General features: G+C 72.3%; 20 protein-coding genes. 8 read left to right on the forward strand and 12 right to left on the reverse strand.

The window, feature by feature from the left end:
* Positions 1-43 precede the first annotated feature (43 nt).
* From AA0005_RS05865 to AA0005_RS05890, 6 genes are all read right to left on the reverse strand, one after another.
* Complete coding sequence (locus AA0005_RS05865) at positions 44-712, reverse strand: ThuA domain-containing protein (RefSeq protein ID WP_413452475.1); 669 nt, start codon at positions 710-712, stop codon at positions 44-46.
* A gap of 81 nt (positions 713-793) precedes the next feature.
* Positions 794-1264: a GNAT family N-acetyltransferase gene (locus tag AA0005_RS05870; RefSeq protein WP_413452476.1), complete on the reverse strand. Its 471-nt coding sequence runs from the start codon at positions 1262-1264 to the stop codon at positions 794-796.
* Between the two features lie 69 nt (positions 1265-1333).
* Positions 1334-2389: a CNNM domain-containing protein gene (locus tag AA0005_RS05875; RefSeq protein WP_413452477.1), complete on the reverse strand. Its 1056-nt coding sequence runs from the start codon at positions 2387-2389 to the stop codon at positions 1334-1336.
* Positions 2386-3759, reverse strand: coding sequence for a hemolysin family protein (locus AA0005_RS05880; protein WP_413452478.1), 1374 nt, complete (start codon positions 3757-3759; stop codon positions 2386-2388). Before AA0005_RS05880 ends, AA0005_RS05875 begins: the two co-directional genes overlap by 4 nt.
* A gap of 171 nt (positions 3760-3930) precedes the next feature.
* Positions 3931-5139: a D-mannonate dehydratase ManD gene (gene manD / locus AA0005_RS05885; RefSeq protein WP_413452479.1), complete on the reverse strand. Its 1209-nt coding sequence runs from the start codon at positions 5137-5139 to the stop codon at positions 3931-3933.
* 34 nt (positions 5140-5173) lie between these two features.
* A complete protein-coding gene (locus AA0005_RS05890; protein WP_413452480.1) occupies positions 5174-5884 on the reverse strand; it encodes a GntR family transcriptional regulator in 711 nt (236 codons plus the stop codon).
* Between the two features lie 152 nt (positions 5885-6036).
* On the opposite strand from AA0005_RS05890, the gene AA0005_RS05895 reads away from it, so the two are divergent.
* The 3 genes from AA0005_RS05895 (at position 6037) to AA0005_RS05905 (ending at position 8683) form a co-directional block, all read left to right on the forward strand.
* Positions 6037-6822 (forward strand): IclR family transcriptional regulator, encoded by a 786-nt coding sequence (locus AA0005_RS05895; protein ID WP_413452481.1) that lies wholly within the window; start codon positions 6037-6039, stop codon positions 6820-6822.
* 120 nt (positions 6823-6942) lie between these two features.
* Positions 6943-7566 carry a bifunctional 4-hydroxy-2-oxoglutarate aldolase/2-dehydro-3-deoxy-phosphogluconate aldolase gene (gene eda, locus AA0005_RS05900; protein ID WP_413452482.1) on the forward strand — a complete coding sequence of 208 codons (624 nt, stop codon included), beginning with the start codon at positions 6943-6945 and terminating at the stop codon, positions 7564-7566.
* Between the two features lie 16 nt (positions 7567-7582).
* Positions 7583-8683, forward strand: coding sequence for a sugar kinase (locus AA0005_RS05905; protein WP_413452483.1), 1101 nt, complete (start codon positions 7583-7585; stop codon positions 8681-8683).
* Between the two features lie 37 nt (positions 8684-8720).
* Here the strand turns inward: AA0005_RS05905 and AA0005_RS05910 are convergent, their stop codons facing one another.
* From AA0005_RS05910 to AA0005_RS05925, 4 genes are all read right to left on the reverse strand, one after another.
* On the reverse strand, positions 8721-9578 hold the full coding sequence (locus AA0005_RS05910) for an ABC transporter permease (protein WP_413452484.1): 858 nt from the start codon (positions 9576-9578) through the stop codon (positions 8721-8723).
* Positions 9568-10530 (reverse strand): ABC transporter ATP-binding protein, encoded by a 963-nt coding sequence (locus AA0005_RS05915; protein WP_413452485.1) that lies wholly within the window; start codon positions 10528-10530, stop codon positions 9568-9570. The genes AA0005_RS05910 and AA0005_RS05915 overlap by 11 nt, the downstream gene beginning before the upstream one ends.
* Complete coding sequence (locus AA0005_RS05920; RefSeq protein ID WP_413452486.1) at positions 10527-11639, reverse strand: LolA family protein; 1113 nt, start codon at positions 11637-11639, stop codon at positions 10527-10529. Before AA0005_RS05920 ends, AA0005_RS05915 begins: the two co-directional genes overlap by 4 nt.
* A 172-nt stretch (positions 11640-11811) precedes the next feature.
* The gene (locus AA0005_RS05925; RefSeq protein ID WP_413452487.1) at positions 11812-14064 is read right to left on the reverse strand and encodes a hypothetical protein; all 2253 of its coding nucleotides are present in this window, start codon (positions 14062-14064) and stop codon (positions 11812-11814) included.
* A 271-nt stretch (positions 14065-14335) separates the two neighbouring features.
* On the opposite strand from AA0005_RS05925, the gene AA0005_RS05930 reads away from it, so the two are divergent.
* The 5 genes from AA0005_RS05930 to AA0005_RS05950 all read left to right on the forward strand — a co-directional run bounded on the left by AA0005_RS05930 (position 14336) and on the right by AA0005_RS05950 (position 20181).
* Positions 14336-15706 carry an ABC transporter substrate-binding protein gene (locus AA0005_RS05930; protein WP_413452488.1) on the forward strand — a complete coding sequence of 457 codons (1371 nt, stop codon included), beginning with the start codon at positions 14336-14338 and terminating at the stop codon, positions 15704-15706.
* Positions 15707-15737: 31 nt separating this feature from the next.
* Complete coding sequence (locus AA0005_RS05935) at positions 15738-16691, forward strand: carbohydrate ABC transporter permease (RefSeq protein WP_413452489.1); 954 nt, start codon at positions 15738-15740, stop codon at positions 16689-16691.
* Positions 16691-17587 carry a carbohydrate ABC transporter permease gene (locus tag AA0005_RS05940; RefSeq protein WP_413452490.1) on the forward strand — a complete coding sequence of 299 codons (897 nt, stop codon included), beginning with the start codon at positions 16691-16693 and terminating at the stop codon, positions 17585-17587. The genes AA0005_RS05935 and AA0005_RS05940 overlap by 1 nt, the downstream gene beginning before the upstream one ends.
* A gap of 64 nt (positions 17588-17651) precedes the next feature.
* A complete protein-coding gene (locus tag AA0005_RS05945) occupies positions 17652-19139 on the forward strand; it encodes an alpha-N-arabinofuranosidase (RefSeq protein WP_413452491.1) in 1488 nt (495 codons plus the stop codon).
* Positions 19140-19179: 40 nt separating this feature from the next.
* Complete coding sequence (locus tag AA0005_RS05950; protein WP_413452492.1) at positions 19180-20181, forward strand: LacI family DNA-binding transcriptional regulator; 1002 nt, start codon at positions 19180-19182, stop codon at positions 20179-20181.
* 238 nt (positions 20182-20419) lie between these two features.
* Here the strand turns inward: AA0005_RS05950 and AA0005_RS05955 are convergent, their stop codons facing one another.
* Together AA0005_RS05955 and AA0005_RS05960 are read right to left on the reverse strand one after the other, a co-directional pair.
* Entirely contained in the window at positions 20420-22603 is a 2184-nt protein-coding gene (locus AA0005_RS05955) for an OmpL47-type beta-barrel domain-containing protein (RefSeq protein ID WP_413452493.1), read from the reverse strand.
* Positions 22604-22672: 69 nt separating this feature from the next.
* A complete protein-coding gene (locus AA0005_RS05960) occupies positions 22673-26614 on the reverse strand; it encodes a ThuA domain-containing protein (protein ID WP_413452494.1) in 3942 nt (1313 codons plus the stop codon).
* Between the last annotated feature and the right edge of the window lie 45 nt (positions 26615-26659).

Consider the following 26659-nt stretch of genomic DNA (forward strand, 5'->3'; position numbering starts at 1 on the left):
CTGCGGGCGATAACGAGCGGTGCAAGCCCTTGCAGCGTTCACGTCATCGAGGCTCGAGCAGCCAGCCGATCTCGCGGCGCAGCAGCTCCACCCGGGACGGTGAGGCGTAGGAGCCGACGTCGTGCCCGAGGGCGTCGTACACGACGCGTCCCGCCGCGGACACCCAGGCGACCGGGTGCTCGCGACCCTCGTGCTCCGTGACGAGGAAGGGCCGCGAGTCCGGCTCGACGACGAGCTCGCAGTACTGCTCGTCGTCGGCCACGACGGTGCCCAGCCCTGTGGCGATGGGGTGGTCGCCGACCGGGGTGAAGCGCGCGAGGTCCTGCGGCGGGTGCATCGAGTGACCGTCGACCCACCGCCCGCCGAGCAGGCCGGCCCAGTGCGGGCTGTCCCCGAAGGTGTTGGCGGCCTGGTGCACCCCGAGGAGGGCGCCGCCCCCGCTCACGTAGTCGCGGACCGCGTCGTGGGCGCCGGCCCAGGAGGCGTCGTCGCCGTCGAAGTCCGGGTCGGGGCGCCCGCGGCCGGCGTTGACGACGACGAGGTCGAAGCTCCGCAGGTCGCGGAAAGCCTGGCGGAAGGTGCCGCGGACGGTCACGGCCAGGCCCGCCGCCCCCAGGATCCCGGCGAGGACGTGGGACGTGGCGGCGTGGTCGTGCCAGTGGTCGGCATAGCGGCCGTGGCCGGCGAGGACGAGCGCGCGGGGGAGGGGCACGTGCCATCTCCTCGGTGGTCGGGACGGGGACGCGACCAGGTTGGCACGGTGGCTGGGCGGTGGCGCCGCGACGCGCGGCGGTCAGGACGCGATCGGGGAGCGCAGCTCGCGGGAGTAGTAGAAGGCGCGCTCCTCGGGGCGGACGTCGCCGCTGGCGAAGCCGTGGCGCTCGTAGAAGCGCTGGGCGTCGACGTCGCCCTCGTCGACGTTGATCTCGACGAGCGACACGCCCTGCGCGGCGGCGTCGGTGAGGAGCCGCTCCATGACCGCCGTGCCGATCCCGCGGCCGCGCAGCTCGGGCACGACGTAGAGCTCGTCGAGCAGCAGGACCGGGCCGTCGTACCAGACGTTCGGCCGGGAGGTGAGGAGCGCGACGGCCGCCGCAGGGTCACCGGCGAGCAGCGCCGTCGTCCGGCCGGCCGGGAGCAGCTCCTCCAGGCGGGCGGTGAGGACCGCGACGCCGGGGGAGGGGGTGTCGTACTCGGTGTTGAAGTCGTGCAGCAGGCGCGCGACGACGGGCGCCTCGGAGACGTCGGCCCAGCGGACGTTCATGGCCCCAGGCTACGGAGGATCCAGCTCTCGGCGAAGGGTGTTGCGCGCCCTTCGCCGAGAGCGGGGTTCTTACCGGCCGCCGGGGACGGGGCGGGCGGTGCCGCCCTGGCCCGCGGCGGTGGTGCGCGGGAAGAGGTGCGCGAGGACGTCGGCGAGCGTCGCCACCGCGGTCCCGCGCTCGGCGGTCTGGACGACCGCGAGGTGGTTGGACGTCTCCCGCATCCGGGTGAGCGCGGTGTGCAGCGGCAGGCTCGCCTCGAGCGTGAAGACCGGCTTGACGAGCTCGGCCACTGGCGCGTCGTCGTCGAGCAGGAGCGTGTCGCGCACGTGGAGCACGCCGGTGGGTGCCACCGAGCCGCGCGGGCGCACGAGGATGCGCAGGTGCCCGGTCTCATGGGCCACCCGGCGCACGTCACCCGCCGTCGCCGTCTCCGGGACCATCACCGGCGCGGAGCTGTCCGCAACGAGGTCAGCGACCGTGAGGCGGCGCAGGTCGAGGGCGCCGGAGAGCTGGGCGGAGTAGGCCACCTCGAGCGCCCCGACGCTCGCCGAGTGCTCGACGAGGTGGCGCAGGTCGTCCGGGTTCTGCCCGTTGCCCACCTGGTCCACCGGCTCGACCCCGACCTTGCGCAGGCACCAGTTCGCGGCGCTGTTGAGGGCGATGAGGATCGGGCGGGTGGGGACCATGAAGGCCCGCATCGGCAGCGCGAGCAGGGTCGCCGACTTCTCCGGGTGGGCGATCGCCCAGGACTTCGGCGCCATCTCCCCCACGACGAGGTGGAGGAAGGTGACGACGACGAGCGCGAGGACGAAGCCGACGACGTCGGCCACCCAGTACGGCGCCCCGAGGTCGCTGACCACCGGGGTGATCCAGTGGTGGACGGCGGGCTTGGTGATGGCGCCGAGGGCCAGCGTGCACACGGTGATGCCGAGCTGGGAGCCGGCGAGCAGGACGGTGAGCTCGGTGGAGCTGCGCAGGGCCGCGCGGGCGGCGCGGCTGGTCGCCGCGGCGTCCTCGAGGCGGTGGCGCTTGGCGGCGAGGAGCGCGAACTCGACGGCGACGAAGAAGGCGCTGAGCGCGATGATGGCGACGGTCGCGACGGCGACCACCCAGGGGTTGCTCATCGGTCGGTCTCCTCGTCCTCGGGCTGGTCGGCGAGCGTGACGCGCACGAGCGCGGGCACGTGCCGCTCGACGTCGAGGACCTCGACGTGCAGCTGCTTGTCGGGCGGTGGCTCGGGCAGCGCGAGGTACGCCGGGTCGGGCGGCAGGTCGACGGTCACGGTCTGGCCCACCTCGGGCAGCGAGCCGTGGACCTCGATGACGAGGCCCGCGACGGTCTCGTAGTCCCCGCGGGGCAGGTCGTGCTCGATCGCCCGCTCGACCTCGTCGATGTGGACGTCCCCGGCCATGGTCCAGCTGCCGTCGTCGTGCGGGGCGAGCGCGGGCCGCTCGGGCTCGTCGTGCTCGTCGGTGATCTCCCCGACGACCTCCTCGGCCAGGTCCTCGAGGGTGAGGACGCCGGTGAAGCTGCCGTACTCGTCGACGACGCACGCCATCTCGTTGCGGCTGGCCGACAGCTCGCGCAGCGCGTCGGGCAGGGCCATCGCCGTGGGCAGGACGAGGGCGGGACGCTGCAGCTCGGCGGCCGTCGCGTCGTCGGGAACGGTGCCGGTGAGCAGGTCGACGAGGTGGACCACGCCGACGACGTCGTCCTCCTCGTCCAGCACCGGGTAGCGGGAGTGGCCGGTCGCCATGAGCGCCCGGATCTCCCCGACGGTCTGGTCGGCGCGGACGGCACCGACGCGGGCGCGGGGGATCATCGCGTGCTCGACGTCCTGGCGGGGGAAGTCGAGGATGCGGTCGAGGAGCACCGACAGGTCGGCCGGGAGGTCACCGCTGGCGCGGGAGTCGGCGACGATGTGCTCGAGGTCGCGGGCCGTGGCGGAGTGCTCGACGTCGTGGACGGGCTCGATCCGCAGGACACGCAGCAGCGCGTTGGAGGCGGCGTCGAAGACCTTGATGAGCCAGCCGAAGGCGGCGAGGTAGATGTTCGTCGAGCGGGCCAGCCACAGCGCGACCGGCTCCGGCTTGGCGATGGCGAGGTTCTTGGGGAAGAGCTCGCCGAAGAGCATCTGGACGAGCGTCGACAGGACGAGGGCGAGGACGGTGCCGACGGCGATGCCCACGCCCGTGGGGACGCCAACACCGCCGAGCGCGTCGCCCAGCGCCTGGCCGACGAGGGGCTCGGCGACGTAGCCGACGAGCAGCCCCGTCACCGTGATGCCGAGCTGGGCGCCCGAGAGCATGAAGGAGGTGCGGCGGGTGACCTTGAGGGCGCGCTGGGCGCCGTCGTCACCGGACTCGGCGCGGGCGGCGAGCCGGGACCGGTCGACCGCCATGTAGGCGAACTCCTGGGCCACGAAGTAGCCGGTCACCGCGGTGATGGCGAGGATGACCAGGATCCCCAGCAGGAGGGAGAGCACCCAGATCATCTGATGCACCCCCTGGCGGCGGTGCGGATGGTCTGGGTGCTGGGACTACAGGGTTCGTCCATGGTCCTTCGAGGGCCGGGGGCAGGGTAGGCGCCATGCTAGGGCAGGGCGCCACGGGAGGCTCAACGCGCGCGGGCCTCCCGAAGTTCCCGGGCGCTCAGGAGGTCCGCGTCACCAGTCGTGGACCGACCCGTCCAGGCGCCGGGCGACCGGCAGGTACTTCGGGTCGTAGGGGAAGCGCGCGGCGAGCTTCTCGTCGTAGGTGATACCGAGCCCGGGCTCCTCCGAGACGTAGAGCATGCCGCGTTCGAAGCGTGCCCCGCCCTGGAAGACCTCGAGGGTGTCGGGCGCGAAGGCCATGTACTCCTGGATGCCGAAGTTCGGGATCGCGACGTCGACGGAGACCGCCGCGGCGAGCGACACGGGCGACAGGTCGGTGGGCCCGTGGGAGCCGCTGCGCACCTGGTAGAGCGCCGCGAGGTCGAAGATGCGGCGCAGGTGGGTGATGCCGCCGGCGTGGGACACCGAGGTGCGCACGTAGTCGATGAGCTGCTCGGTGATGAGCTGCTGGACGTCCCAGATGCTCGTGAGGACCTCGCCGACGGCGATCGGGGTCGTCGTGTGCTGGCGGATGAGCCGGAAGCTCTTCTGGTTCTCCGCCGGGGTGGGGTCCTCCATCCAGAACAGGCGCAGCTCCTCGACCTCCTTGCCGAAGCGGGCCGCCTCGATCGGGGTGAGGCGGTGGTGGACGTCGTGGAGGAGGTGGAAGTCGAAGCCGAAGCGCTCGCGGACCTCCCGCAGGTAGCGCGGCGCGAAGGCGAGGTACTGCTCGGTGGACCACGGCTGCTCCTCGGGCAGCGCCGTGCTCGCCGGCTCGTAGATCGCGCCCTTGCGCACCCCGTAGCTCCCCGCCAGGCCCGGCACCCCGGTCTGCGCGCGGATGGCCTGGTACCCGGCCTCCTGGAAGCGGGCGACGTCGTCCATGAGCTCGGGGACGTCCGCGCCGCTCGCGTGGCCGTAGACCATGACGGCGTCGCGCGAGCGGCCGCCGAGCAGCTGGTACACGGGCAGCCCGGCGACCTTGCCCTTGATGTCCCACAGGGCGACGTCGACGGCGGCGATTGCCGTCATCGTCACCGGGCCGCGGCGCCAGTACGCGCCCCTGTAGAGGTACTGCCAGGTGTCCTCGATGCGCGCCGGGTCGCGGCCGACGAGCAGGGGAGCGACGTGGTCGCGCAGGTAGGCGGCGACGGCGAGCTCGCGGCCGTTGAGGGTGGCGTCTCCCAGCCCGGTCACGCCGTCGGAGGTGGTGATGCGCAGGGTGACGAAGTTGCGCCCGGGGGCGGCGACGAGGACGTCGACCTTCTCGATGGTGCTCATGGTGCCTTTCACGGGTGGGGGCCGGCGCCTGGGCTCATTCCCAGACGATGACCGAACGACGAACGGGGCGGGCGTCGGGGTTGCCGACGAACAGCTCGGGGTGCTCCGCGTGCACCGCTTCGATGTCCTCGAAGATCACGCGGACGTGGGCGCGCAGGAGATCCTCCGCGGCGGCCAGGTCGGGGGCGGTGAGGGCCGCGAAGATCGCGCGGTGCTCCTCGACGAAGCGCTCGGAGGAGTCCTGCTGCTTGATGCCCAGGCGACGGGCGCGGTCGAGATGGGTCTTGGCGGCGGCGACCGTTGCCCACGAGCTCTCGTGGCCGGCGAGGGCCATGAGGCCCCGGTGGAAGGCCTCGTCGAGCTCGAAGAAGGCCTCGAGGTCGTCGGCCACGGCGGCCTGCTGCTCGAGGTTGGCCCGCAGGCCGGCGACGACCTCCTCGTCGAGCGGGCCCTCGATGGAGCGCAGCGAGGCGAGCTCCACCGCCTCGCGCAGGAACTGCGCCTCCCGCACGCGCCGGTGGTCGACGCGGGAGACGAAGGTGCCCACCTGGGGGACGACCTCGAGGAGCCCCTCCTCGGCGAGGAGCATCATCGCCTCGCGCACCGGGGTGCGGGACACCCCGAGCGCCGCGCCCGCCTCGTTCTCGGAGATCGCCGAGCCGGGCGGCAGGTCCAGGCGCACGATGCGCTCGCGCAGGTACCCGTACGCCTCACGGCGGCTCACTCTCGTGCGCTGTGCCGGCATCGGTGGTCCTTCCTCGCGTCGTCGCGTGGGCGGGACGCTACCCGAGCTCGGACGACTTGTATACAAGCCTGGCATGGTAGCTGGGCGGTCGCGCTGTGCCCGTGCAGGAGGCGAGCGCCGCTACGGTGGTGGCGGCAGATCGAGGAGGGTGCATGGCGACGACGGGCGGATCACCGGTCGAGGCGGTCGACCGCGCGCTGCTCGTCCTCGACGCGCTCGCGCGGGCGGGCGCCCGCGGCGCGAGCCTCGCCGAGCTCGCCGCCGAGCTGGGGCTCAACAAGTCGACCGTCCACCGCGCGCTCGCGGCGCTGCGCTTCCGCGACTTCGTCACCCAGGACCAGGCCACGGGCGGCTACCTCCTCGGCCCGGCCGCGATCGGCCTGCACGAGCGCTACTTCGACGACGAGCAGCTGCCCCTGCTCCTCCACCCCGCCCTGGTCGCTCTCTCCGTGGAGGTCGACGAGCTCGTCCACCTCGGGGTGCTCAACGGCGCCCACGTGCTCTACCTCGACAAGGTCGAGCCGCAGCGCTCGGTGCGGGTGTGGTCCGCCGTCGGGCACCGCCGGCCCGCGGCGACCACGGCCCTGGGCCGCGCGCTCCTCGCCTCGCGGGGGACCCGCCGGGAGGTGCTCGACGGGTACGTCCAGGCCGCGCAGGCGGTCGACGGCGTGCCCTCGCCCGTCACGGCCGAGCGCCTGTGGCAGGCCCTGGAGTCCGCGCGGGAGCGCGGCTACGCCGTCGAGCGCGAGGAGAACGAGGCGGGCATCAGCTGCGTCGCCGTCCCGCTGCTCAGCGGCCAGGTCCCGGTCGCCGCCCTCAGCGTCACCGCGCCGGCGGAGCGGATGACCGACGAGCGCATGGGCTGGCTCCAGGACCGCATCTACCGGGTGCTGCCGCCCCTCCTGCCCGCCGGGACCTCGCTGCCTCCTCGCGCCTGAGCGCCGTCTGCGCCGGCCGTCGGTCCGGAAGTCGCGGGAACGCTTGATCGGCGTCCCCGCGCATGGCACCATCGTTTCAGCACGCAGTACGTGCGTTTCACCTAGCAGAACGGTTGACCCATGGACGTGTTCTCCGAACTCACCGCGGCCCGTCTCGTGCCCGTCGTCGTCCTCGACGACGCCGCCCACGCCGACGCCCTCGCCGCCGCCCTCGTCGAGGGAGGGCTGCCCGTCGCGGAGGTGACCTTCCGGACGGCCGCCGCCCCCGACGCCATCCGCGCGATGGCCGACCGCGGCGACATCCTCGTCGGGGCCGGCACGGTGCTCACCCCGCAGCAGGTCGACCAGGCGGTCGAGGCTGGCGCCCGCTACGTCGTCTCCCCGGGCCTGAGCCGCGCCGTCGTCGAGCGCTGCCGGGAGCACGGGGTGCTCCCGCTGCCCGGCGCCGTCACCGCCACCGAGGTCCAGGCCGCCCTCGAGCTGGGGCTGGACACCGTGAAGTTCTTCCCGGCCGGCACCTCGGGCGGCGCCGCGGCGATCAAGGCGCTGAGCGCGCCCTTCGGCGGCGTGCGCTTCGTGCCCACCGGGGGAGTGGGCGCCAAGAACCTCCACGAGTACCTCGACATCGACGCCGTCGTCGCCGTCGGCGGCTCGTGGATGGCGCCGCGCGACCTCGTCGCCGCCGGCCAGTTCGACCAGATCACCACGCTGACGGCCGAGGCCGTCGCCCTCGCCCGCCGCTGACCGACCGGAGGACACCATGGCTCTGACCATCCGACCTGCCAACGAGTGCCGCTACGACGCCGTCTCCCTGGGGGAGGTCATGCTCCGCCTCGACCCCGGTGAGGGGCGCATCCGCACGACGCGGGAGTTCCGCGTCTGGGAGGGCGGCGGGGAGTACAACGTCGCCCGCGGCCTGCGCCGCGCCTTCGGGCTGCGCACCGCCGTCGTCACCTCGCTCGTCGACAACCACGTCGGCCGCCTCGTCGAGGACTTCATCCTCCAGGGCGGCGTCGACGTCTCCCACATCCGGTGGGTGCCCTTCGACGGCCTCGGCCGCGCGGCACGCAACGGGCTGAACTTCACCGAGCGCGGCTACGGCGTGCGCGGCGCGGTCGGCGTCTCCGACCGCGGGCACACCGCCGCCTCCCAGCTGCGTCCGGGCGACATCGACTGGGACCACCTCTTCGGCTCGCTCGGTGCCCGCTGGCTGCACACCGGCGGCATCTTCGCCGCGCTCAGCGAGACGACCGCCGAGGTCGTCATCGAGGCGGTCACCGCCGCCAAGAAGCACGGCACTGTCGTCTCCTACGACCTCAACTACCGCCCCAGCCTGTGGAAGGACATCGGCGGGCAGGCCAAGGCGCAGGAGGTCAACAAGGAGATCGCCAAGTACATCGACGTGATGATCGGCAACGAGGAGGACTTCACCGCCTCCCTCGGCTTCGAGGTCGAGGGGGTCGACGAGAACCTCGCCGCCCTCGAGGTCGACAGCTTCGCCGCGATGATCGAGCGCGCCGCCGAGGCGTACCCGAACTTCCAGGTCATCGGCAACACGATGCGCACCGTCCACAGCGCCTCCGACAACGACTGGGGCGCGCTCGCCTGGTCGCGGGAGACCGGCGTCGTGCAGGCGACGCACCGCACGGGCGTCGAGATCCTCGACCGCGTCGGCGGCGGCGACTCCTTCGCCTCCGGGCTGGTCTACGGGCTGCTCGAGGGCGTGGACCTGCAGACCGCCGTCGAGTACGGCGCCGCGCACGGCGCCCTGGCGATGACCACCCCGGGCGACACCTCGATGGTGACCAAGGAGGAGGTCCTCAAGCTGGCCGGCGGCGGCAGCGCGCGCGTCGACCGCTAGCAGTCCGGGCCGGGTGCGTCGTGGGTGCGCACCCGGCTCAGGACAGCACGTCCTTCGTGGTGAAGCGCCCGTAGGCGAGCGCGCCGAAGACGGCGACGTAGGCCGCCTGGAGCAGCGCGTTGTCGACGAAAGAGTCCCACCGCACCGGCTGGCGGAGCAGGTCGGCGAAGCCGAGCCAGTGCTCGCTCAGCAGCCACGGGTGCAGCCAGGCCAGCTGGTCGAGTGAGCCGAGGACCTGGACGACGACGGCGAGGACGGCGGTCGCGGCCATCGCCCCCACCGGCACGACGGTGAGCGTGGAGATGAAGAGCCCGACGGCGGTCAGCCCGAGCAGCGAGACCGTGACATAGAGGGCGACGAGCAGCGCGCGGCCCAGCGCCTCCCAGGCGCCGACCGTGTCCCCGGACAGGAGCGTCACCGGCCCCACCGGGAAGAGCAGGGCGCCGACGACGGAGCCCGCGACGACGATGCTCAGCGTCGCCGCCAGGCAGAAGGCCGCCGCCCCTGCGAGCTTCACGAGGAGCAGCCGCCCGCGCCGCACCGGCGTGAGCAGGAGGTAGCGCAGCGTCCCGAGGTTCGCCTCGCCCGCGACCGTGTCCCCGGCGACGACCCCCACGGTCAGCGGCAGGAACAGCGGGATCGTCACGACGAGCCCGGTGATCGAGACGAACAGCCCGTTCTGCGTGACGCGGTCGAGGAAGGGCGGACCCTCGCCCGGCGCGGGCGGGTCGGAGGCGATCCGGACGACGACGGCGATGAGCACCGGGATCGCGGCCAGCGCGATGAGCATCGCCCACGTGCGGCGCCGGCCCAGGACGAGGCGCAGCTCGGAGGCGAGCAGCGAGCGGCCGCTGCCGGCGGCCGGCGGCTCGGTGGGCGGGGCGTCACTGGGCAACGTCGAAACCCTCCCCGGTCAGCGCGACGAAGCGGTCCTCGAGGGTGTCCTGCTCGACGCCGAAGCCGCGCAGCCGCACTCCCGCCGCGACGAGCGCGGCGGCGACGGTCTCGGGCAGCGGTGCGCCGTCGTCGGGAAGCGTGGCGACGACGGCGGCGGCACGGTCCTCGCGAGTGACGGCGTCGTCGTCCGCGACGGCGAGACCGAGCCGGGCGAGCTCGGCACGTGCCGGGCCGGGGTCGGGGGTGAGGACGCGCAGGCGGCTGCGGCCGAGGCCGCGCAGCTCGGCGAGGCTGCCCTGCGCGACGAGGCGGCCGGTGCGCATGACGGCGGCGTGGGTGCAGATCTGCTCGATCTCGGCGAGGAGGTGGCTGGAGACGACGACGGTGGCGCCGCCGTCGGCGAGGGAGCGCACGAGGTTGCGCACCTCGCGGGTGCCCTGCGGGTCCAGGCCGTTGGTCGGCTCGTCGAGGACGAGGAGCTCGCGCGGGCGCAGGAGTGCGGCGGCGATCCCCAGGCGCTGCTTCATGCCGAGGGAGTACGCGCGCACCCGCTTGCGGCCGGCGTGGCTCAGGCCCACGCGCTCGAGCGCCTCGGCCACGCGGCGGGAGCGGGTGGCGGGGGAGGCGTGGCGGTCGGCGGCGTCGAGGCGGCGCAGGTTCGCCTCGCCGGAGAGGAAGGGGTAGGCGGCCGGGCCCTCGACCAGCGCCCCGACCCGCGGCAGCACGCTGCCCAGGTCCCCCGGCATGTCCTCGCCGAGGACCCGGACGCTCCCGGCGCTCGCGGCCGCCAGGCCGAGGACGATGCGGATGGTCGTCGTCTTGCCTGACCCGTTGGGGCCGAGGAAGCCGAAGACGCTGCCGCGGGGCACCGCGAGGTCGAGGTCGTCGACGGCGAGCTGGCGCCCGAAACGCTTCGTCAGGCCGTGGGTCTCGACGGCGAGCTCGGTCACCGGCCCGCGAGGTCCTGCAGGTGGCCGGGGTCGACCGCACCCGCGAGGACCCGGCCGTCGTCGGTGAGGAGGACGGCGATGAGCGCGGTGGACAGCAGCCGGCCGCCGTCGACGGGCTCGGTGAGCTGGTCGAGCAGCGCGTCGTCCGGCAGCGCGACACCCGGGACGACGACGACCGTGGCCCAGCCCTCGCCGAGCACGTCACCGGCCGGAGCGGTGGGCACGGCCGCGTGGTCGGGTGCCGCGCCGTGCTCGGGGAGCTCGAGGGTCTCCTCCTCGACGCTCGCGCCGGCGGGCGCGGAGAAGTCGAAGAGCCCGGGGTCCGGGGCGGCGAAGTCGATCTCGGTGTACTGCGCCCGGAGGGCCGGCTCGGCCTGGTCCCGGGCAGTGACGGTGACGCCGAGCGGGAAGCCCGTCTCGCCGTCGACGGCGATGGTGACGCCCGCGACGAGGGTCTCCTCCGCGCGGGGCGTGAGGGTGAGGGTGTAGGCGTCGCGGCCCGCGACGCTCTCGTCCTGCCCGACGCTGAGCTCGGTGCTCGGCTCGAGCGCCTCGACGGCTGCCGCGGCGAGCTCCTCCGGGGTGGGCAGCGGGCCGCTGGGCCGGTGCGCAGCCTTGTGCTCGGCGGGGACGTCCGGCAGGAGGAGGTGGGTGGCCTCGTTCGTCGCGGAGTCGTAGAACCACACGTCGTCCTCGGTGAGGACGACGTTGCGCTCGTCCAGCCCGTCGATGTGCTGGAAGCGGGCCCCCTGCTCGCCGACGAAGACACGGCCGGTGTTGTCACCGGTGAGCAGCTCGAGGGCGGCCAGGGCCTCCTGGGCCTCGGCGGTGCCTGCGGCGCCCGGGCCGGCGAGCTCGGGGTCGTCGAGCTCGGGGCCACCGGGGCCGAGGTCGATGTCCGAGGGGACCGGCAGGCCGAGATCGGCGCTCGTCTCGAAGGTGCCGGAGTAGGCCGCGACGTCCTGCTCGAGGAGCAGGGTGAGGACGTCCTGCGGAGACTTGTCCGGCAGGTCGACCGCGCCCGCCTGCGAGGTGATCGTCACCGTGCCGGCGACGAGCGCGACGGCGGCGCCGGCCGGGAGCCAGCGTTTCCAGGTGCTGCGGGCCATGGGGATCTCCTCCGGTGCTGTACCTCCCTCGACGGTACGCCCGCCCACCGACAGCGGCCAGGCCTGCACGTGAAGGTCTCGCGGAGAAACCCCCGCCCCTCCCGCCGACAGCGCACGTGTCGCCGACAGCGCACTTAGCGTCGAGAGAACATCTCCGGGACTGAGCGCCCGCTCACCCCGGCGGCGCGAGGAGGCCGGCGACGTCCGGCACCCGCCACGCGCGGAGCAGTCCCGGGTGCAGCACGAGCAGGTCGTCGCCGGACTGGGCGACGACGGGAGCGGCGCCGCTCGACGTCGAGACCGGAAGCGGCACCCATGACCAGTCGCGCGCGTCCGCCGACAGCCACAGCACCGGCCCGACGTACGTCTCGGTCCGTGCCGTCCCGCCCGCGGCCCACCCGCCGGTCACCGCCACCACCGCCGACCGGTGCAGCCCCTCGTCGAGCGCGTCGAGGTCCTCGAACGTGGTCAGGTCCGTCGACCTCCACGAGCGGGAGACCACGCCGTCGCCGCCGAAGATCGTGACGGCGCCGTCCTGGCCGACGCAGTCCCCGAACCAGGACCCGGTCGTGTCCGGCAGCGAGGACGGCGCCCACGCGCCGTCGACCTCCCGCCAGGCGGTGGCGCGGGAGCGGCCCTCCGCGTCGTCCACGGACCCGACCGCGACCGGGCCGAGTGCCGAGTCACAGATGCCGTGGACCACCGAGCCCCGCCCCTCGGGAGGAGTCAGCTCGCCCTCCTGCCTCGTCCACTCGGCGCCGTCGGGCGACGCCCAGATCTCCGCCCGCCGGGTGAGGGCGCCGGAGGGTGCATGTTCGGTCTCGAGGGCGAGGAGCCAGCCGTCCTCCGTGGCGGCCAGCGCGGTGGGCAGCTTCCCCGAGTCTGCGCTGATCGTCTGCCCCTGCGCCCAGGTGCCGGCGTCGTCCCGGCTCCAGGTCGCGGTGCCGAACTGGTCATCGGACCAGTGGTCGGTGACGAGCACGGTGCGCCCGGAGTGAGGATCCGTGGCGACGATCGGGTCGGACTCCTCGGGCAGCCCGTCGGGGCCCCACGCGGACGCGACGAGGCCGTCGGCGTCCGAGTAGGTGTAGGGGGCGCTCGTCGTCGTGATCCGCCACCACTCCGGCCCGTCGACGTGGACGGTGGTGGTGGCCATGAGCCCGAGCCCGTCGGCGAGGTTCGCGACGACGAAGCCGTCGGGCTCGGTCGCGTAGGAGACGAGCTCGGTCCGGGACGTGACCTCCTCGAGATTCGCGACAATCTCCTCGGCCGATCCGCCGTTGAAGGTGGTGAGCAGTGCGGTGTGGTCCCCGAGCTGCATGGCCTTGAGGTTCGGGCTGAAACCGCGGGACGTGGAGTACATGACGCCGTCCCAGGTGCCGTCCGGGTCGCGCAGCGCCACCGCGCCCCTGAGCGAGGCAGCGTTGCGCATGGCGGCGGCGACGGTGTTGCTCCCCGGGTCGTAGGTGGGCGCGGTGAACCACACGTCCGCGCGCTCGTTGGCCCACCCGTCGGGGTCCCACTCCCACAGGGAGACGATGTCGTCGACGGACCACGCGCGCCCGTCCGCCGACGACCAGGACGCAGGCTTCGTGTACCCGGCAGTCCGCACCGAGCCGGTGGCGACGAAGGTGTCGCCCGCCGCGACGACGCCGTTGATCGCGAAGGTGTCCGGGCCCATCTCGACGGTCTCGAAGGACCCGTCCTCCGACACGTGCGCGCGCGGTGCGGTGAAGTTGCCACTCGGCCCGACAGCCGTGACCGCGAGGACCCGGTCCTCGACGGCGGCGAGCCCGGAGACGGCGAGCGTCTCACCCTCCGCGGGGGCGGGCAGAGCGGTGACGGTGGTGTCCCCGGTGCTGGTGTCGAGCACGGCCACGCGCGGCACGCGCGCCGTCGCGCCGGCGCCGAGGAGATAGACGCGGCCGTCGCTCACCGCGACGTGCGAGGCGGCGATGGCGGCTGCCTCCTCGCCGAGCTCGACCGCTTGCCATGTGGTGCGGTCGGAGGAGGTGAGGAGATAGGTGCGCGGCACGCCGTCGACGGCGGTGCTGCCGGCGATCGCGGTGAGCGTGCCGTCCGTGGCGACCTGCGCCGAGGCGACGTCGCCCTGGACCGCGACCTCGCTCTGCTCCGAGAGAGGCGTGACGCCGGTGGCCTGCCAGACGCCGACGTCCGCCTCGGCGGCCTGGCCGTGGGCGACCGTCGTGACTGCGAGCCGCGGGAGGTCGCCGGACTGCGGGACGACCGACCACTGGCTCACTCGGCGCGAGCTGCTGACCAGGGCCTCCGGCATTGCCACCTCCTCGAAGGAGACACGCTCCTCGAGGGTGGGCGGGCGCTCCTCAGGGGCGCCGTCACAGCCGCTGAGAAGCACGACGACGGCGAGCAGCAGGCCGGCCCGGCGGTGGGTCGTCTTTGTCATGAGCCCCCCAATCACTCCCGCGAAGCGTCCCACCGACGGGTTTCTCGTGCGGCGCAGGGGAGGCCGCCTGTGGACAACTCGGCTGTCGGCGGTAAGTGAGCTGTCGGCGGTAACTGTGCTGTCGGCGGTAAGTGAGCTGTCGGCGGTAACTGTGCTGTCGGCGACCGGGAGGTGCCGGGGAGGGGGTTGACGGGGGTCTCGGGCACCGGTAGAACTGCTTTCTACATCGATGTAGGCAACGATGTAGAACTCGGAATCAAGGAGGATTTCCATGTCAGCTCGAGGACCGCGCACCGCGCGGCGTGGGGTGGCCGCGGCCGCCGGACTGACCGCGACGGCGATGCTGCTCGCCGCCTGCGGAGGTGGCGGCGAGGGCGGCAGCGACAGCGCCGGCGAGGCCACCTGCTCCAACGAGATCCCGAAGACCGACGTCGAGCAGGTCACCGTCTGGGCCTGGTACCCGGCCTTCGAGCAGGTCGTCGACCTGTTCAACGAAACGCACGACGACGTCCAGATCTGCTGGACCAACGCCGGCCAGGGCGCCGACGAGTACACGAAGTTCTCCCAGGCCATCGAGGCGGGCAGCGGCGCGCCGGACGTCATCATGCTCGAGGCCGAGGTGCTGTCCAGCTTCACCATCCGCGACGGGCTCGTCGACCTCGCCGAGTACGGCGCCGCCGAGCTCGAGGAGGAGTACACCGAGGGCGCGTGGTCCGACGTCAAGAGCGGCGACGCGATCTACGCCATCCCCGTCGACGGCGGCCCCATGGGCATGCTCTACCGGCAGGACATCTTCGACGAGTACGGCATCCCGGTCCCGACGACGTGGGAGGAGTTCGAGGCCGCCGCCCGCGCTCTCCAGGAGGGCGGCTTCGACGGTGTCATCGCCGACTTCCCGCCCAACGGCGGCGCGCTGCTCCACGCCCTGTTCGCGCAGAACGGCTGGCAGCCCTTCACCTACGACTCCGCCGCGCCCACCGAGATCGGCATCGACATCGACACCCCGGAGGCGCTGGAGGTCCTCGAGTACTGGAACGGGCTGGTCCAGGAGGGCCTCGTCGCGACCGACGACGCCTTCACCACCGACTACAACACCAAGCTCGTCGACGGCAGCTACGCCACCTACCTCGCCGCCGCCTGGGGCCCGGGCTACCTCGGCGGCCTGTCCGACGCGGACGAGGACGCCGTGTGGCGCGCCGCGCCCATGCCGCAGTGGGACCCGGCCAACCCGGTGCAGGTCAACTGGGGCGGCTCGACCTTCGCGGTGACCTCACAGGCCGCCAACCCCGAGCTCGCTGCCGAGGTCGCCATGGGGATCTTCGGCACCGAGGAGGCCTGGGAGATCGGCATCGAGGAGGCCGCGCTCTTCCCGCTGTGGCGCCCCATCCTCGAGTCGGACTACTTCGTCGACCTCGAGTACCCCTTCTTCGACGGCCAGCAGATCAACCGGGAGGTCTTCCTCCCCGCTGCCGCCGACTACACGGGCTTCACCTTCGCGCCCTTCCAGCCCTACGTCTACGACCAGCAGACCCAGCACGTCTTCGCGATGGTCCAGGGCGAGAGCGACCCCGCCTCGACGCTCCGGGCCTTCCACGAGTCGATCACCGGATACGCGACGAGCCAGGCCTTCGAGGTCCAGTGAGCCGAGTGCCGGACAGCAGGGAGAGGCTGCGATGAGCACGGAGACGTCAGCACGTCCCGTGGCCGCGCCCGCACGCGACAGACGCGGGGGCGCGGCCACGGGAAGCACGGTGGAGCGCAAGCGCCAGCGGTGGGGGTGGCTCTACATCGCCCCCTTCGCGCTCGTGTTCCTCGGGTTCATGGTCATCCCGCTCGCCTACGCGTTCTGGATGAGCCTGCACTCCTCGACGCTCGCCGGCGGGGAGTCCTTCACCGGCCTGGCGAACTACGTCACGGCCTTCACCGACCCGATCTTCCTCGAGGGCGTCGTCCGGGTGCTGGCCTTCGTCGTCGTCATGGTGCCGATCCAGATCGGTCTCGCGCTCGTCGCGGCCCTGCTGCTCGACGTCCTGGCGACGCGGCTGGCGAAGCTCAGCCGGCTGCTCATCTTCGTGCCCTACGCGATCCCGGGGATGATCGGGGCGCTCATGTGGAGCTTCCTCTACAGCCCGCGCTTCGGGCCGGCGCAGGACCTGTTCTCGCTCTTCGGGGCGACGGCGCCGGACTTCCTGGCGAGCAACATGATCTTCGCCAGCCTCGTCAACATCGTGACCTGGCAGTGGACCGGCTACTACATGATCATCATCTTCGCGGCGCTGCGGGGCATCGACCCCTCGATCCACGAGGCGGCCCGGATCGACGGCGCCAGCGGGTTCCAGACGGCGCTGCGGATCAAGGTGCCCATGGTGTCGGCGACGCTCGTGCTCGTCGTCGTGTTCTCCCTCATCGGGACCCTGCAGTTCTTCACCGAGCCGCACATCCTGCGCTCGGCCGCCCAGGGGGCGATCCCGTCGTCGTACACGCCGAACATGTACGCCTTCTCGCTCGCCTTCTCCTTCAACCAGTTCAACTACGCGTCGACGATCTCCTTCGCCCTCGGCGCCGTCGTGTTCGTCGGTTCCTACGCGTTCATGTTCCTCACCCGTCGGCAGAGCGGACTGAAGTGATGACCATCCAGCTGCAGGAACAGCGGGCAGGGTCCCGCCAGGGCCCGCGCGGCCCGCGTCAGCGCCACATCGGCTCCCACGTGCTGCTCCTCGTCCTCGCCTGCTACTTCGTACTGCCGCTGTGGTGGCTCGTCGCCGGCAGCACGAAGAGCAACGCCGGGCTCTTCAGCGGCTCGCCGCTGTGGTTCGGCGAGGACATGAGCCTGGTCCAGAACCTCACCGACCTCGGCACCCACAACGGCGGCATCTACTGGCGCTGGTTCGGCAACTCCTTCCTCTACGCCCTCACCGGCGGCATCGGCGCCACCGTCCTCGCGACGCTCGCCGGCTACGGCCTGGCCAAGTACCGCTTCCGCGGCCGCGGCCTGTTCTTCGCCATGGTGCTCGGCTCGGTCATGGTGCCGCTCACCGCCCTCGTCATCCCGACCTTCGTGCTCTTCACCGAGATCGGGATCGTCAACACGCGCTGGGCCGTCATCCTGCCCTCGCTGCTCAGCCCCATCGGGGTCTACCTCATCCGGGTCTACACGCAGGACGCCGTCCCGGACGAGACGATCGACGCCGCCCGCGTCGACGGCGCGGGGGAGCTGCGGGTCTTCTTCCAGGTCGTCCTGCCGCTGCTGCGCCCGGCCGTCATCACCGTGCTGCTCCTGTGCATCGTCGCGACGTGGAACAACTTCTTCCTCCCGCTCGCGATGCTCCAGGACCCGAACCTGCTGCCGGTGACCGTGGGCCTCAACCGCTGGCAGGCGCTGTCCAACGCCGGTGCCGGCGGGGAGCAGGTGTGGAACCTCATCGTCACCGGTGCCTTCGTCTCGGTCATCCCGCTCGTGCTGTCCTTCCTCACCCTGCAGCGGTACTGGCAGGGTGGCCTGTCCCTGGGGAGCGTGAAGTAGACCGCCGCACCCCCACCCCCGCTCCGCACCACCGCACCACCGTCACCCCTCCGAGAGGACACCCATGCTCCAGTCATCCGTCGTGCTCAACCCCGAGGTCCACGTCGCCCCCGTCAGCCCCCGGACCTTCGGCTCCTTCGTCGAGCACATGGGCCGCTGCGTCTACACCGGCATCTACGAGCCGGGCCACCCGCGGGCCGACGCCCAGGGATTCCGGCAGGACGTCCTCGAGCTCGTGCGCGAGATGGGCGTGACGACGGTGCGCTACCCGGGCGGCAACTTCGTCTCCGGCTACCGCTGGGAGGACGGCGTGGGCCCGGAGCGCCCGACCCGCCTGGACTACGCCTGGCGCTCGGTGGAGACCAACGAGTTCGGTCTCAACGAGTTCATGGCCTGGGCGAAGGCGGCGGGCGTCGAGCCGATGATGGCCGTCAACCTCGGCACCCGCGGGATCGCGGAGGCCATCGAGCTGCTCGAGTACGCCAACCACCCCTCGGGCACGCAGCTGTCGGACCTGCGGATCTCGCACGGGGCCGAGCAGCCGCACGACGTGCGCATGTGGTGCCTGGGCAACGAGATGGACGGCCCCTGGCAGCTCGGCCACAAGACGGCGGAGGAGTACGGCCGCCTGGCCGCCGAGACCGCCCGCGCGATGCGGCAGTTCGACCCGAACCTCGAGCTCGTCGCCTGCGGCAGCTCCTCGCGCGACATGCCGACCTTCGGTGCCTGGGAGGCGACCGTCCTCGAGCACTCCTACGACGTCGTCGACTACATCTCCGCGCACGCCTACTACCAGCTGCGCGGGGACGACTACGCGAGCTTCCTCGCCTCCGCCGCCAACATGGACAGGTTCATCACCGACGTCGTCGCCACCGCCGACCACGTCGGCGCCAAGCGGAGCTCGAGCAAGCGGATCAACATCTCCTTCGACGAGTGGAACGTCTGGTACCAGCAGGAGCTCGCCGTCCCGGCGGAGTGGACCCAGGCACCCCGCCTGAGCGAGGAGGCCTACACGGTGACCGACGCCGTCGTCGTCGGCTCGCTGCTCATCACGCTGCTGCGGCACAGCGACCGCGTGACCTCCGCGTGCCAGGCGCAGCTCGTCAACACGATCGCGCCGATCCGTTCCGAGCCGGGCGGGCCCGCGTGGAGGCAGTCGATCTTCCACCCCTTCGCGCAGATGGCGCGGCACGCCCGCGGCCAGGTGCTGCGTCCGCACGTCACCTCCCCGACGATGACGACGGCGCAGCACGGGGAGGTCCCGACCCTCGACGCCGTCGCCACCTACGACGCCGACGGCGGCCGGCTCGCCGTCTTCGTCGTCAACCGCAACCACGAGGAGCCGATGGAGCTGCGGGTCCCGCTCGGCTCCTTCGGCGAGGCGGGGACGGTCGAGGCCGGCACGCTGCACGACCCCGACCCCACCGCGGCCAACACCCAGGAGGACCCGGAGCGCGTGACCCTGCGCCCGCAGGCGGCGAGCGTGGAGGACGGGGTCCTGGTCTCCCAGCTGGCCCCGGCCTCCTGGAGTATGTTCCTCGTTGACGTGTGATCGCGTGGATCACCGTGGGCAGAGGCACTCGGGGAGGCGCATGGCGGTCACGATGCGCGACGTCGCCGACCTCGCCGGGGTGTCGGTCAAGACCGTCTCCAACGTCCTCAACGACTACCCCTACATCCGCCCGGCGACGCGGGACCGGGTGCTGGAGGCCGTCGACCGGCTCGGGTACCGCCTCAACACGTCCGCGCGCAACCTGCGCCGCGGCCGCACGGGCCTCATCAGCCTGGCGGTGCCCGAGCTCGCCCTGCCGTACTTCGCCGAGCTGGCCGACGAGATCATCGACGCCGCGGAGGACCGCGGGCTGCGGGTGCTCATCGAGCGCACCGGCGCGGACGTCGAGCGCGAGCGCGAGGTGCTGCGCGACAGCTTCCGGATGGGCGACGGGCTCCTCTTCAGCCCGCTCGGGCTGACGCAGGAGCACGAGCCGGAGCTGCCCGACGACCTCCCGCTCGTCCTCCTCGGTGAGCGGATCTTCTCCCCGCGCTTCGACCACGTGACGATGCAGAACGTCGCCGCCGCGCGCGCCGCCACCGCCTTCCTCCTCGAGCGGGGGCGGCGGCGGGTCGCGGTGCTCGGCGTCCACCCCGGGGAGGTCGTCGGCTCGGCGGCGCTGCGGCTCCAGGGCTACCTCGCCGCGCTCGAGGAGGCGGGGCTCGAGCCGGACCCGCGCCTCCAGGGCGAGGCGACCTTCTGGCACCGGGACACCGGTGCGCGGGCGATGGCGCAGGTGCTCGACGCCGGCGCCCGGCCCGACGCCGTCCTCGCGCTCAACGACGCGCTCGCCCTGGGTGCGCTCCACGAGCTCAAGACGCGGGGGATCGACGTGCCCGGCGACGTCGCCGTCATCGGCTGGGACGACATCGACGAGGCCCGGTACGCGACGCCGTCGCTCACGACCGTCGACGCCGGACGGCGCTCGATCGCGGAGGCGGCCGTCGCGCGCCTCGTCGCGCGGATCGCCGACCCCGAGCGCCCGACGGAGCTCCTCGAGATGCCCTACCGCATCATCGAGCGCGGCTCCACCGGGAGCTGACCCCCTCCCGACGCCGAGAGCTGGATTCCGCCCGGAGAATCCAGCTGTCGGCGCAAGGGGGTGGGGGAGCGCGTGCCTGGACAGCACCCTCCCGACGCCGAGAGCCGGATTCCGCCCGGATCATCCAGCTGTCGGCGCAAGGGGGTGGGGGAGCGCGTGCCTGGACAGCACCCTCCCGACGCCGAGAGCCGGACTCTCCGTGGAGAATCCGGCTCTCGGCGTTCTTGGGCGTTCCTGGCTAGCGGCCGATGGTCGAGGTGGCGGCGGCGCGGAGGATCGCGCCGACCTCCCGGACCGTCAGCACGCCGTCCGCGGCGAGCGGGCGCAGGACGTCCCCGACGTGGCGGACGAACTCGCCGTGCGTGGCGTACTCGCCTTCCTCGTCGATCAGGTCGTTGAGGCAGCCGCCCTCGGCGTTGGCGTTAGCGACGCCGGTGTCGAGCCCGTCGATGACGACGGTCTCGCGGGTGTCGGTGCACTCGCCCGGCTCCGGCTCGTCGGCCTCGACGACGGTGAAGGTCACCGAGCCCTCGGCGGTGTTGCCGGCGACGTCGGTGGCCCGGTAGTCGACCGTGTGCGCCCCCGGCTCGGTCACGACGACCGGCTCGGTGTAGGCCAGGAAGTCACCACCGTCGAGGGAGTACTCGACGATGTCGACGCCGGAGCCGCCTTCCTCGTCGGTCGCGGTGATGCTGACGGCGGCGGAGCCGACGTAGGCGCCGTCCCCGTCCTGCTCGCCGACGACCGTGGCGGAGACCTCGGGGGCCGTCACGTCCGGCTCGGGCTCGACGACCTCCTCGGCCACGGTGAAGCTCACCGAGCCCTCGGCGGTGTTGCCGGCGACGTCGGTGGCCCGGTAGTCGACCGTGTGCGCCCCCGGCTCGCTGACGACGACCGGCTCGGCGTAGGAGGTGAACTCGGCCCCGTCGAGGGAGTACTCGACGCTCGCGACGCCGGAGCCGCCCTCCTCGTCGGTGGCGGTGATCAGCACGGTCGCGGAGCCGACGTAGGCGCCGTCCTCGTCCTGCTGACCGGTGACCTCGACGGTCAGCTCCGGGGCGGTGGTGTCCGGCTCGGGCTCGACGTCCGCCTCGACGACCGTGAAGGTCACCGAGCCCTCGCCGACGTTCCCGGCGACGTCGCTCGCCCGGTAGTCGACCGTGTGCTCGCCGGGCTCGGAGACCGTGAACGGCTCGTGGTAGTGCGTGAACGCCGCGCCGTCGAGGGAGTACTCGACCATACCGAGGCCGGAGCCGCCCTCCTCGTCGGAGGCGTTGATCGTCACGGTGGCAGAGCCGACGTAGGCGCCGTCCTCGTCCTGCTCACCGCTGACCCCGGCCGCGACCTCGGGTGCAGTGGTGTCGGGCTCGGGCTCGACGACCTCCTCCGCGACGGTGAAGCTGACGCTGCCCTCGCCGGTGTTGCCGGCGACGTCGGTGGCCCGCACGTCGACCGTGTGCTCACCGGGCTCGGAGACGACGAGCGGCTCGGTGTACGCGGCGAACTCGCCCCCGTCGAGGGAGTACTCGACGGTGTCGACGCCGGAGCCGCCGTCCTCGTCGGTGGCGGTGACGGTGACGGTCGCGGACCCGACGTACGCGCCGTCGTCGTCCTGCTCACCGCTCACCTCGGCGGTGACGGTGGGTGCGGTGGTGTCGGGCTCGGGCTCGACGTCGGGCTCGACCACGGTGAAGGACACGCTGCCCTCGCCGGTGTTGCCGGCGACGTCGGTGGCCCGCACGTGCACGGTGTGCTCACCGGGTTCGGCGACGGCGAGCGGCTCGGTGTACGCGGCGAACTCGCCCCCGTCGAGGGAGTACTCGACGGTGTCGACGCCGGAGCCGCCGTCCTCGTCGGTGGCGGTGACGGTGACGGTCGCGGACCCGACGTACGCGCCGTCGTCGTCCTGCTCACCGCTCACCTCGGCGGAGACGGTGGGTGCGGTGGTGTCGGGGTCCGGCTCACCGCCGTCGCCGGTGACGACGAGCTCGCCCCACATCGGGCCGTGGCCCGGGATGGCGCAGAAGTAGCGGTAGGTGCCGGGCGTGAGCGTCACCTCGGCCTCGTAGTAGCCGCCGTTCGCGTCGAAGGGGTTGGCGACGATGTTGAGGTCGACGTCGTGGTTGTAGCCCGGGGTCGAGGTGTCGAAGGTCAGGGTGTGGGGCATACCGGTCGTGTTCCCGGTGGCCCGGCTGTTCTCGAAGATGATCGTCGCCGTCCCGGCGACGGCGGTCTCGGGGAAGGTGAGGTACTCGGTGACGCTGTTGCCGGCGGTCCAGGTGAGCGTCTGGTCGGCGGCGCCGGCGGCGGAGGGGACGAGGGTGAGGCCGGTCAGCGCCGCGAGGAGCGCGACGACGACGCGGCGCAGGACCCCCGGGCGGCGCTGCGTCCGGGGACGGGGCGGGGAGGCGAGCTGGGACATGGGTGCACCTTCTGGTTGCTGGGGGTGGCCGGTGCGGCGGGACGTGCCCGCCGCACCGGCCGGGACGACCTAGGACAGGTCCCGCACACGCACGTTGCGGAACTCCATGAGGTCGTTGTTGCCGTGGTTCTGCAGGCCGATGAAGCCGCTGGCGAACTGGCGCAGGTCGGTGGGCGGGTCGCCCGCGCGCGAGGACTCCTGCCCCGGCGTGTTCTCCCACTCGTTGATGACCTCGCCGTTGCGCAGGATCGTGTACTGCTGGCCGACCACGCGGATCTCGTAGTCGTTCCACACGCCCTTCTCGGTCACGCCGGCCTCCTCGAGGGTGTTCGGCGCGAAGTTGTACACCGACCCCGTCTTCTGGGGCTCACCGGAGGGACCGTCGTAGAGCTGGATCTCGTGGCCGCAGGAGATCGCGACCCAGGCCTCGGACTGGCCCTCCCCGCACTCGGGCTGCTCGGCAGCCGTCGGGTCGGGGAAGCGGACGAACACGCCGCTGTTGGCGTAGGCGTCGCCCTGGGACACGTCGCGGAACTGCAGCTTGAGGGAGAAGTCGGAGAACTCCTCGGCCTCGTACCACAGCATCCCCAGGCCGCCGCGGGACAGGATCGACCCGCCCGGCAGCAGCTCGAAGCTCCCGCCGGGTGCCTGGCGCCAGTCCTCGAGGGACGCGGACGTCCCGTCGAAGAGCCAGCGGTACCCGGTGTGCCCCGGACGCCCGACCTCGGAGCGGGTGGCCCCGCTGCTCAGCTGGGCGCCCTCGCGGCCGGTGATGACGCCGTCGTTCTTGAGCTGGCGGACCAGCTCGTTGACGTGGCGGATGAACGCGCCGTGGGTCTCCCACTCGCCCTCGTCGTTGATGAGGTCGGCGATGGTGCAGCCCCCGAGGTCGTCGTTCGCGACGCCCGTGTCGACGTCACCGATCCACACCGTCTCCCGCGCGTCCGGGACGGCGCACTCGATGACGACGGCGGTCTCCACCGTCTCCGTCGTGCCGTCCGCGTAGGTGACGGTGAGGGTGGCGGTGTAGTCGTCGATCCGGTCGTAAGTGTGCCGCGGGTCGGCCTCGGTGGACGTCGTGCCGTCCCCGAAGTCCCAGTGCCACGACACGCCGCCGGAGCGCGAGCCGGTGAACTGGACGGTCAGTGGGTCGCTCTGGACGCTCGCCGCGGTCGCGGTGGGCGCCGGGGTCGCCGGGCCACCGGTGTAGGCGATGCGGATGAGCTTCTGGTTCTCGTGCAGCGTGAAGAAGCCGCTGCCGTAGTCCAGGAGGTAGAGCGCACCGTCGGGGCCGAACTCGGCGTCCATCCAGCTCTGCAGCTGGTCACCGCCGCCGCCCGCGCGGATGATGTGGCGCAGGTCCTCGGCGAAGGCCGGGGGCGCCGCCTCGTCCACGCCCTCCGGGTCGGCCGTGATGGCCACCCGGTTGTTGGAGTTGGACTGGTCACCGATGAGCCACTTGCCCTCCCAGTACTCCGGCCAGGCGATGTCGCTGCCCTCGTCCACCTGGGACAGGCGGTAGGTCGGGCCGGACATGACGGCCTGGCCGCCACCGCGCAGGTAGGGCTGGGTGTAGGTGACCTCGTCCTCCTCGTAGCTGGGGATGCCGTTCTCGTCGCGCGGGAAGACCGGGCCACCGCCGCCGGGGGAGTACCAGATCATGTTGTCCCGGGCGTCGGGGATGTCCACCAGGCCGGTGTTGCGCGGCGAGGTGTTCTGCAGGTTGTCGCAGTCGTACCAGTCGGTGAGGACGCTGGCGTCCTCGTTGCTCCGGTCGCGGTACGGCTGGCGGTCACCCATGCAGTAGGGCCAGCCCTGGTTGCCCGCCGAGGTGATGATCGTGGCGTGCTCGTACTTGGCCGGGCCGAGCTCGGGGCTGGGCGAGAAGGCGTCCGGGCCCACCCACGCGGCGGTCAGCCAGTCGGTGTCCGCGTCGATCTGGATGCGCGAGGGGTTGCGCACGCCCATGACGTAGATCTCCGGGCGTGCCTGGTCCCCGTTGCCCTCGTCCCCGGTGAAGAGGTTGCCCTCGGGGATCGTGTACGTGCCGTCGTCCTCGGGGTGGATCCGCAGGATCTTGCCGTTGAGGTCGTTGGTGTTGCCCGACGTGCGGCGGGCGTCCTGGAACGAGACGCCCTTGTAGTCCTGGGTCCAGTTGTTCCCGGAGTAGCCGTCCGAGCCCTGCGAGGAGTTCGAGTCACCGGTCGAGATGTACAGGTTCCCCGCGTCGTCGAAGGCCAGGCCACCACCCGCGTGGCAGCAGCTGTGGATCTGCGTCTCCCACTCGAGCAGGTCCACCCGCGAGTCGAGGTCGATGCTCGGGCCCTCGGGGTCGTAGGTGAAGCGCGAGACGGTGCGCATGCCGATGCGGTCCTCGGTGTCGATGGACTCGTAGGGCATCCAGTAGACGTAGAGCCAGTTGTTCTCCGCGAAGTTCGGGTCCGGCTCGATGCCGAACAGGCCCTCCTCGGACTTCACCAGCTCGCCGCCGCCACCGCGGTTGCCGAAGACGTCGAGCACGGTGAGGAGGGTGACCTCGCCGGTCTCGGGGTCGTACTGGTGGATGCTGCCGCAGCCCAGGCCCACGTTCTCCTGGTCCCACGAGGGGATCGGGCCGGTCGGGCAGGCGCCGCGGCCGACGTAGAAGACGGTGCCGTCGTCGGTGATCGTCAGGCCGTGCGGCTCGCCGATCTGGTCGAGGGTGCCGGGCGTGTTCGTCGTCGTCAGGCGCTCGATCTCGTAGTTGTCGCCGATCGTGGCCTGGCAGTCGCCGCGCACGAGGCCGGCGGACCACTGGATCGCGCCGAGCACGTGGCTGCGGAACTCGTCCTCGGCCCAGCTCTCGGCGGTGCCGCCCATGCCGGCGTAGAAGGAGCGGCCGCCGTCGTAGTCGCGGCACCAGGAGATCGGGTGGAACGGGCCGTTGGCGGTGTCGCCGGCGTCGTAGTCCCACTCCTGGACCTGGGCCACGGTGTGGACCTCGCCGATCGGGTTGGTGTCCCAGTTGAGCCACTTGTCCGAGCGGGTCCAGTTGAGCGGCAGGCCCTCGTTGGCCGGGTGCTGACGGTCGACGACGTTGACGGTCGCCTCGTTCACCGGGATCTCGACCTCGGGCGGGTCGATCGACTCGTCGGTGAACAGCAGGAAGTCCGCGAGCTGGGTCGCGGACTCGCCCTTGTTGGCCGTGATGTCCAGCTGGAAGTGCTGGTAGGCGACGTCGTTGTCGATCGTGTACGTCTTGCGCTGGAAGCGCTGGGGGAAGTCGTCGCTGCGGGTGTCGAGGTCCACCCACGTCTCGCCGTCGGTGGAGCCGCGCAGCGTCCACGTGGCCGGGTCGCGGCCGGCGAAGTCGTTGGCCGAGGTCATGACGTAGTTCGTCACGACGGCGGGCTCGACGAGCTCGAGGGTGATGGTCGCGGTGCGCGCGAAGGAGAGCCACTTGGTGGCGGAGTCGTCGTCGATGAGGTTGATGGCGCGCTCGTTGTTCGGCTGGTCCCCGGTCGCCGAGATGGTGGCAACCTCCTCCGGGGTGGGGCGGGCGCCCGCCTCCCGGGCGCCGAGGAGCCCGGTGAACCACTGGGACTCGGGCTGGGCGGTGACGGCGTCCCGCACGCCGAGGAAGCCTCCGCCGTCGCCGACGAAGTCCTGCAGGGCGCTCTCCTGGGCGGCGTCGAGCTCGGTGCCCTCCGCGGAGAGGAAGACGACGCCGCGGTAGGCGTCGAGGGTCTCCTCGGTGAAGGTGGCGGGGTCGCTCGTGACGGTGACCCCGAAGCCGTTCTCGGCGCCGAGCTCCTCGATCGCGGCGGCGGCCTCGCGGACCGGGTCCTCCTGGGCCTGGGGGTCCCCGTGGAAGACGAGGACGTCGACGTCCCCGGCCGCCTCGGCGGCGCGGTTCGTGGCGACGGCGGACGGCGCGCTCCCGCTGCCCGCGGCGAGCGCGGGGCCGGCGGACATCGTGAGCATGAGCGCCGTGCTCGCGCTGAGGACCCCGGCCTTCCGGAGTCGCTGCACCCGTCCTCTGGACGGGCCTGGCTGTGTGATGGTCAATTCTCCCCC

The organism is Georgenia phoenicis, from assembly GCF_047302425.1.
Lineage (GTDB): Bacteria > Actinomycetota > Actinomycetes > Actinomycetales > Actinomycetaceae > Oceanitalea.

Coding starts and splice junctions, on each gene's coding strand:
- AA0005_RS05935 (WP_413452489.1), top strand. CDS start 15,738: ATGAGCACGGAGACGTCAGCACGTCCCGTGGCCGCGCCCGCACGCGAC.
- AA0005_RS05905 (WP_413452483.1), top strand. CDS start 7,583: ATGGCTCTGACCATCCGACCTGCCAACGAGTGCCGCTACGACGCCGTC.
- AA0005_RS05880 (WP_413452478.1), bottom strand. CDS start 3,759: ATGATCTGGGTGCTCTCCCTCCTGCTGGGGATCCTGGTCATCCTCGCC.
- AA0005_RS05875 (WP_413452477.1), bottom strand. CDS start 2,389: ATGAGCAACCCCTGGGTGGTCGCCGTCGCGACCGTCGCCATCATCGCG.
- AA0005_RS05870 (WP_413452476.1), bottom strand. CDS start 1,264: ATGAACGTCCGCTGGGCCGACGTCTCCGAGGCGCCCGTCGTCGCGCGC.
- AA0005_RS05930 (WP_413452488.1), top strand. CDS start 14,336: ATGTCAGCTCGAGGACCGCGCACCGCGCGGCGTGGGGTGGCCGCGGCC.
- AA0005_RS05945 (WP_413452491.1), top strand. CDS start 17,652: ATGCTCCAGTCATCCGTCGTGCTCAACCCCGAGGTCCACGTCGCCCCC.
- AA0005_RS05895 (WP_413452481.1), top strand. CDS start 6,037: ATGGCGACGACGGGCGGATCACCGGTCGAGGCGGTCGACCGCGCGCTG.
- eda (WP_413452482.1), top strand. CDS start 6,943: ATGGACGTGTTCTCCGAACTCACCGCGGCCCGTCTCGTGCCCGTCGTC.
- AA0005_RS05890 (WP_413452480.1), bottom strand. CDS start 5,884: ATGCCGGCACAGCGCACGAGAGTGAGCCGCCGTGAGGCGTACGGGTAC.
- AA0005_RS05940 (WP_413452490.1), top strand. CDS start 16,691: ATGACCATCCAGCTGCAGGAACAGCGGGCAGGGTCCCGCCAGGGCCCG.
- AA0005_RS05950 (WP_413452492.1), top strand. CDS start 19,180: ATGGCGGTCACGATGCGCGACGTCGCCGACCTCGCCGGGGTGTCGGTC.
- manD (WP_413452479.1), bottom strand. CDS start 5,139: ATGAGCACCATCGAGAAGGTCGACGTCCTCGTCGCCGCCCCCGGGCGC.
- AA0005_RS05925 (WP_413452487.1), bottom strand. CDS start 14,064: ATGACAAAGACGACCCACCGCCGGGCCGGCCTGCTGCTCGCCGTCGTC.
- AA0005_RS05920 (WP_413452486.1), bottom strand. CDS start 11,639: ATGGCCCGCAGCACCTGGAAACGCTGGCTCCCGGCCGGCGCCGCCGTC.
- AA0005_RS05955 (WP_413452493.1), bottom strand. CDS start 22,603: ATGTCCCAGCTCGCCTCCCCGCCCCGTCCCCGGACGCAGCGCCGCCCG.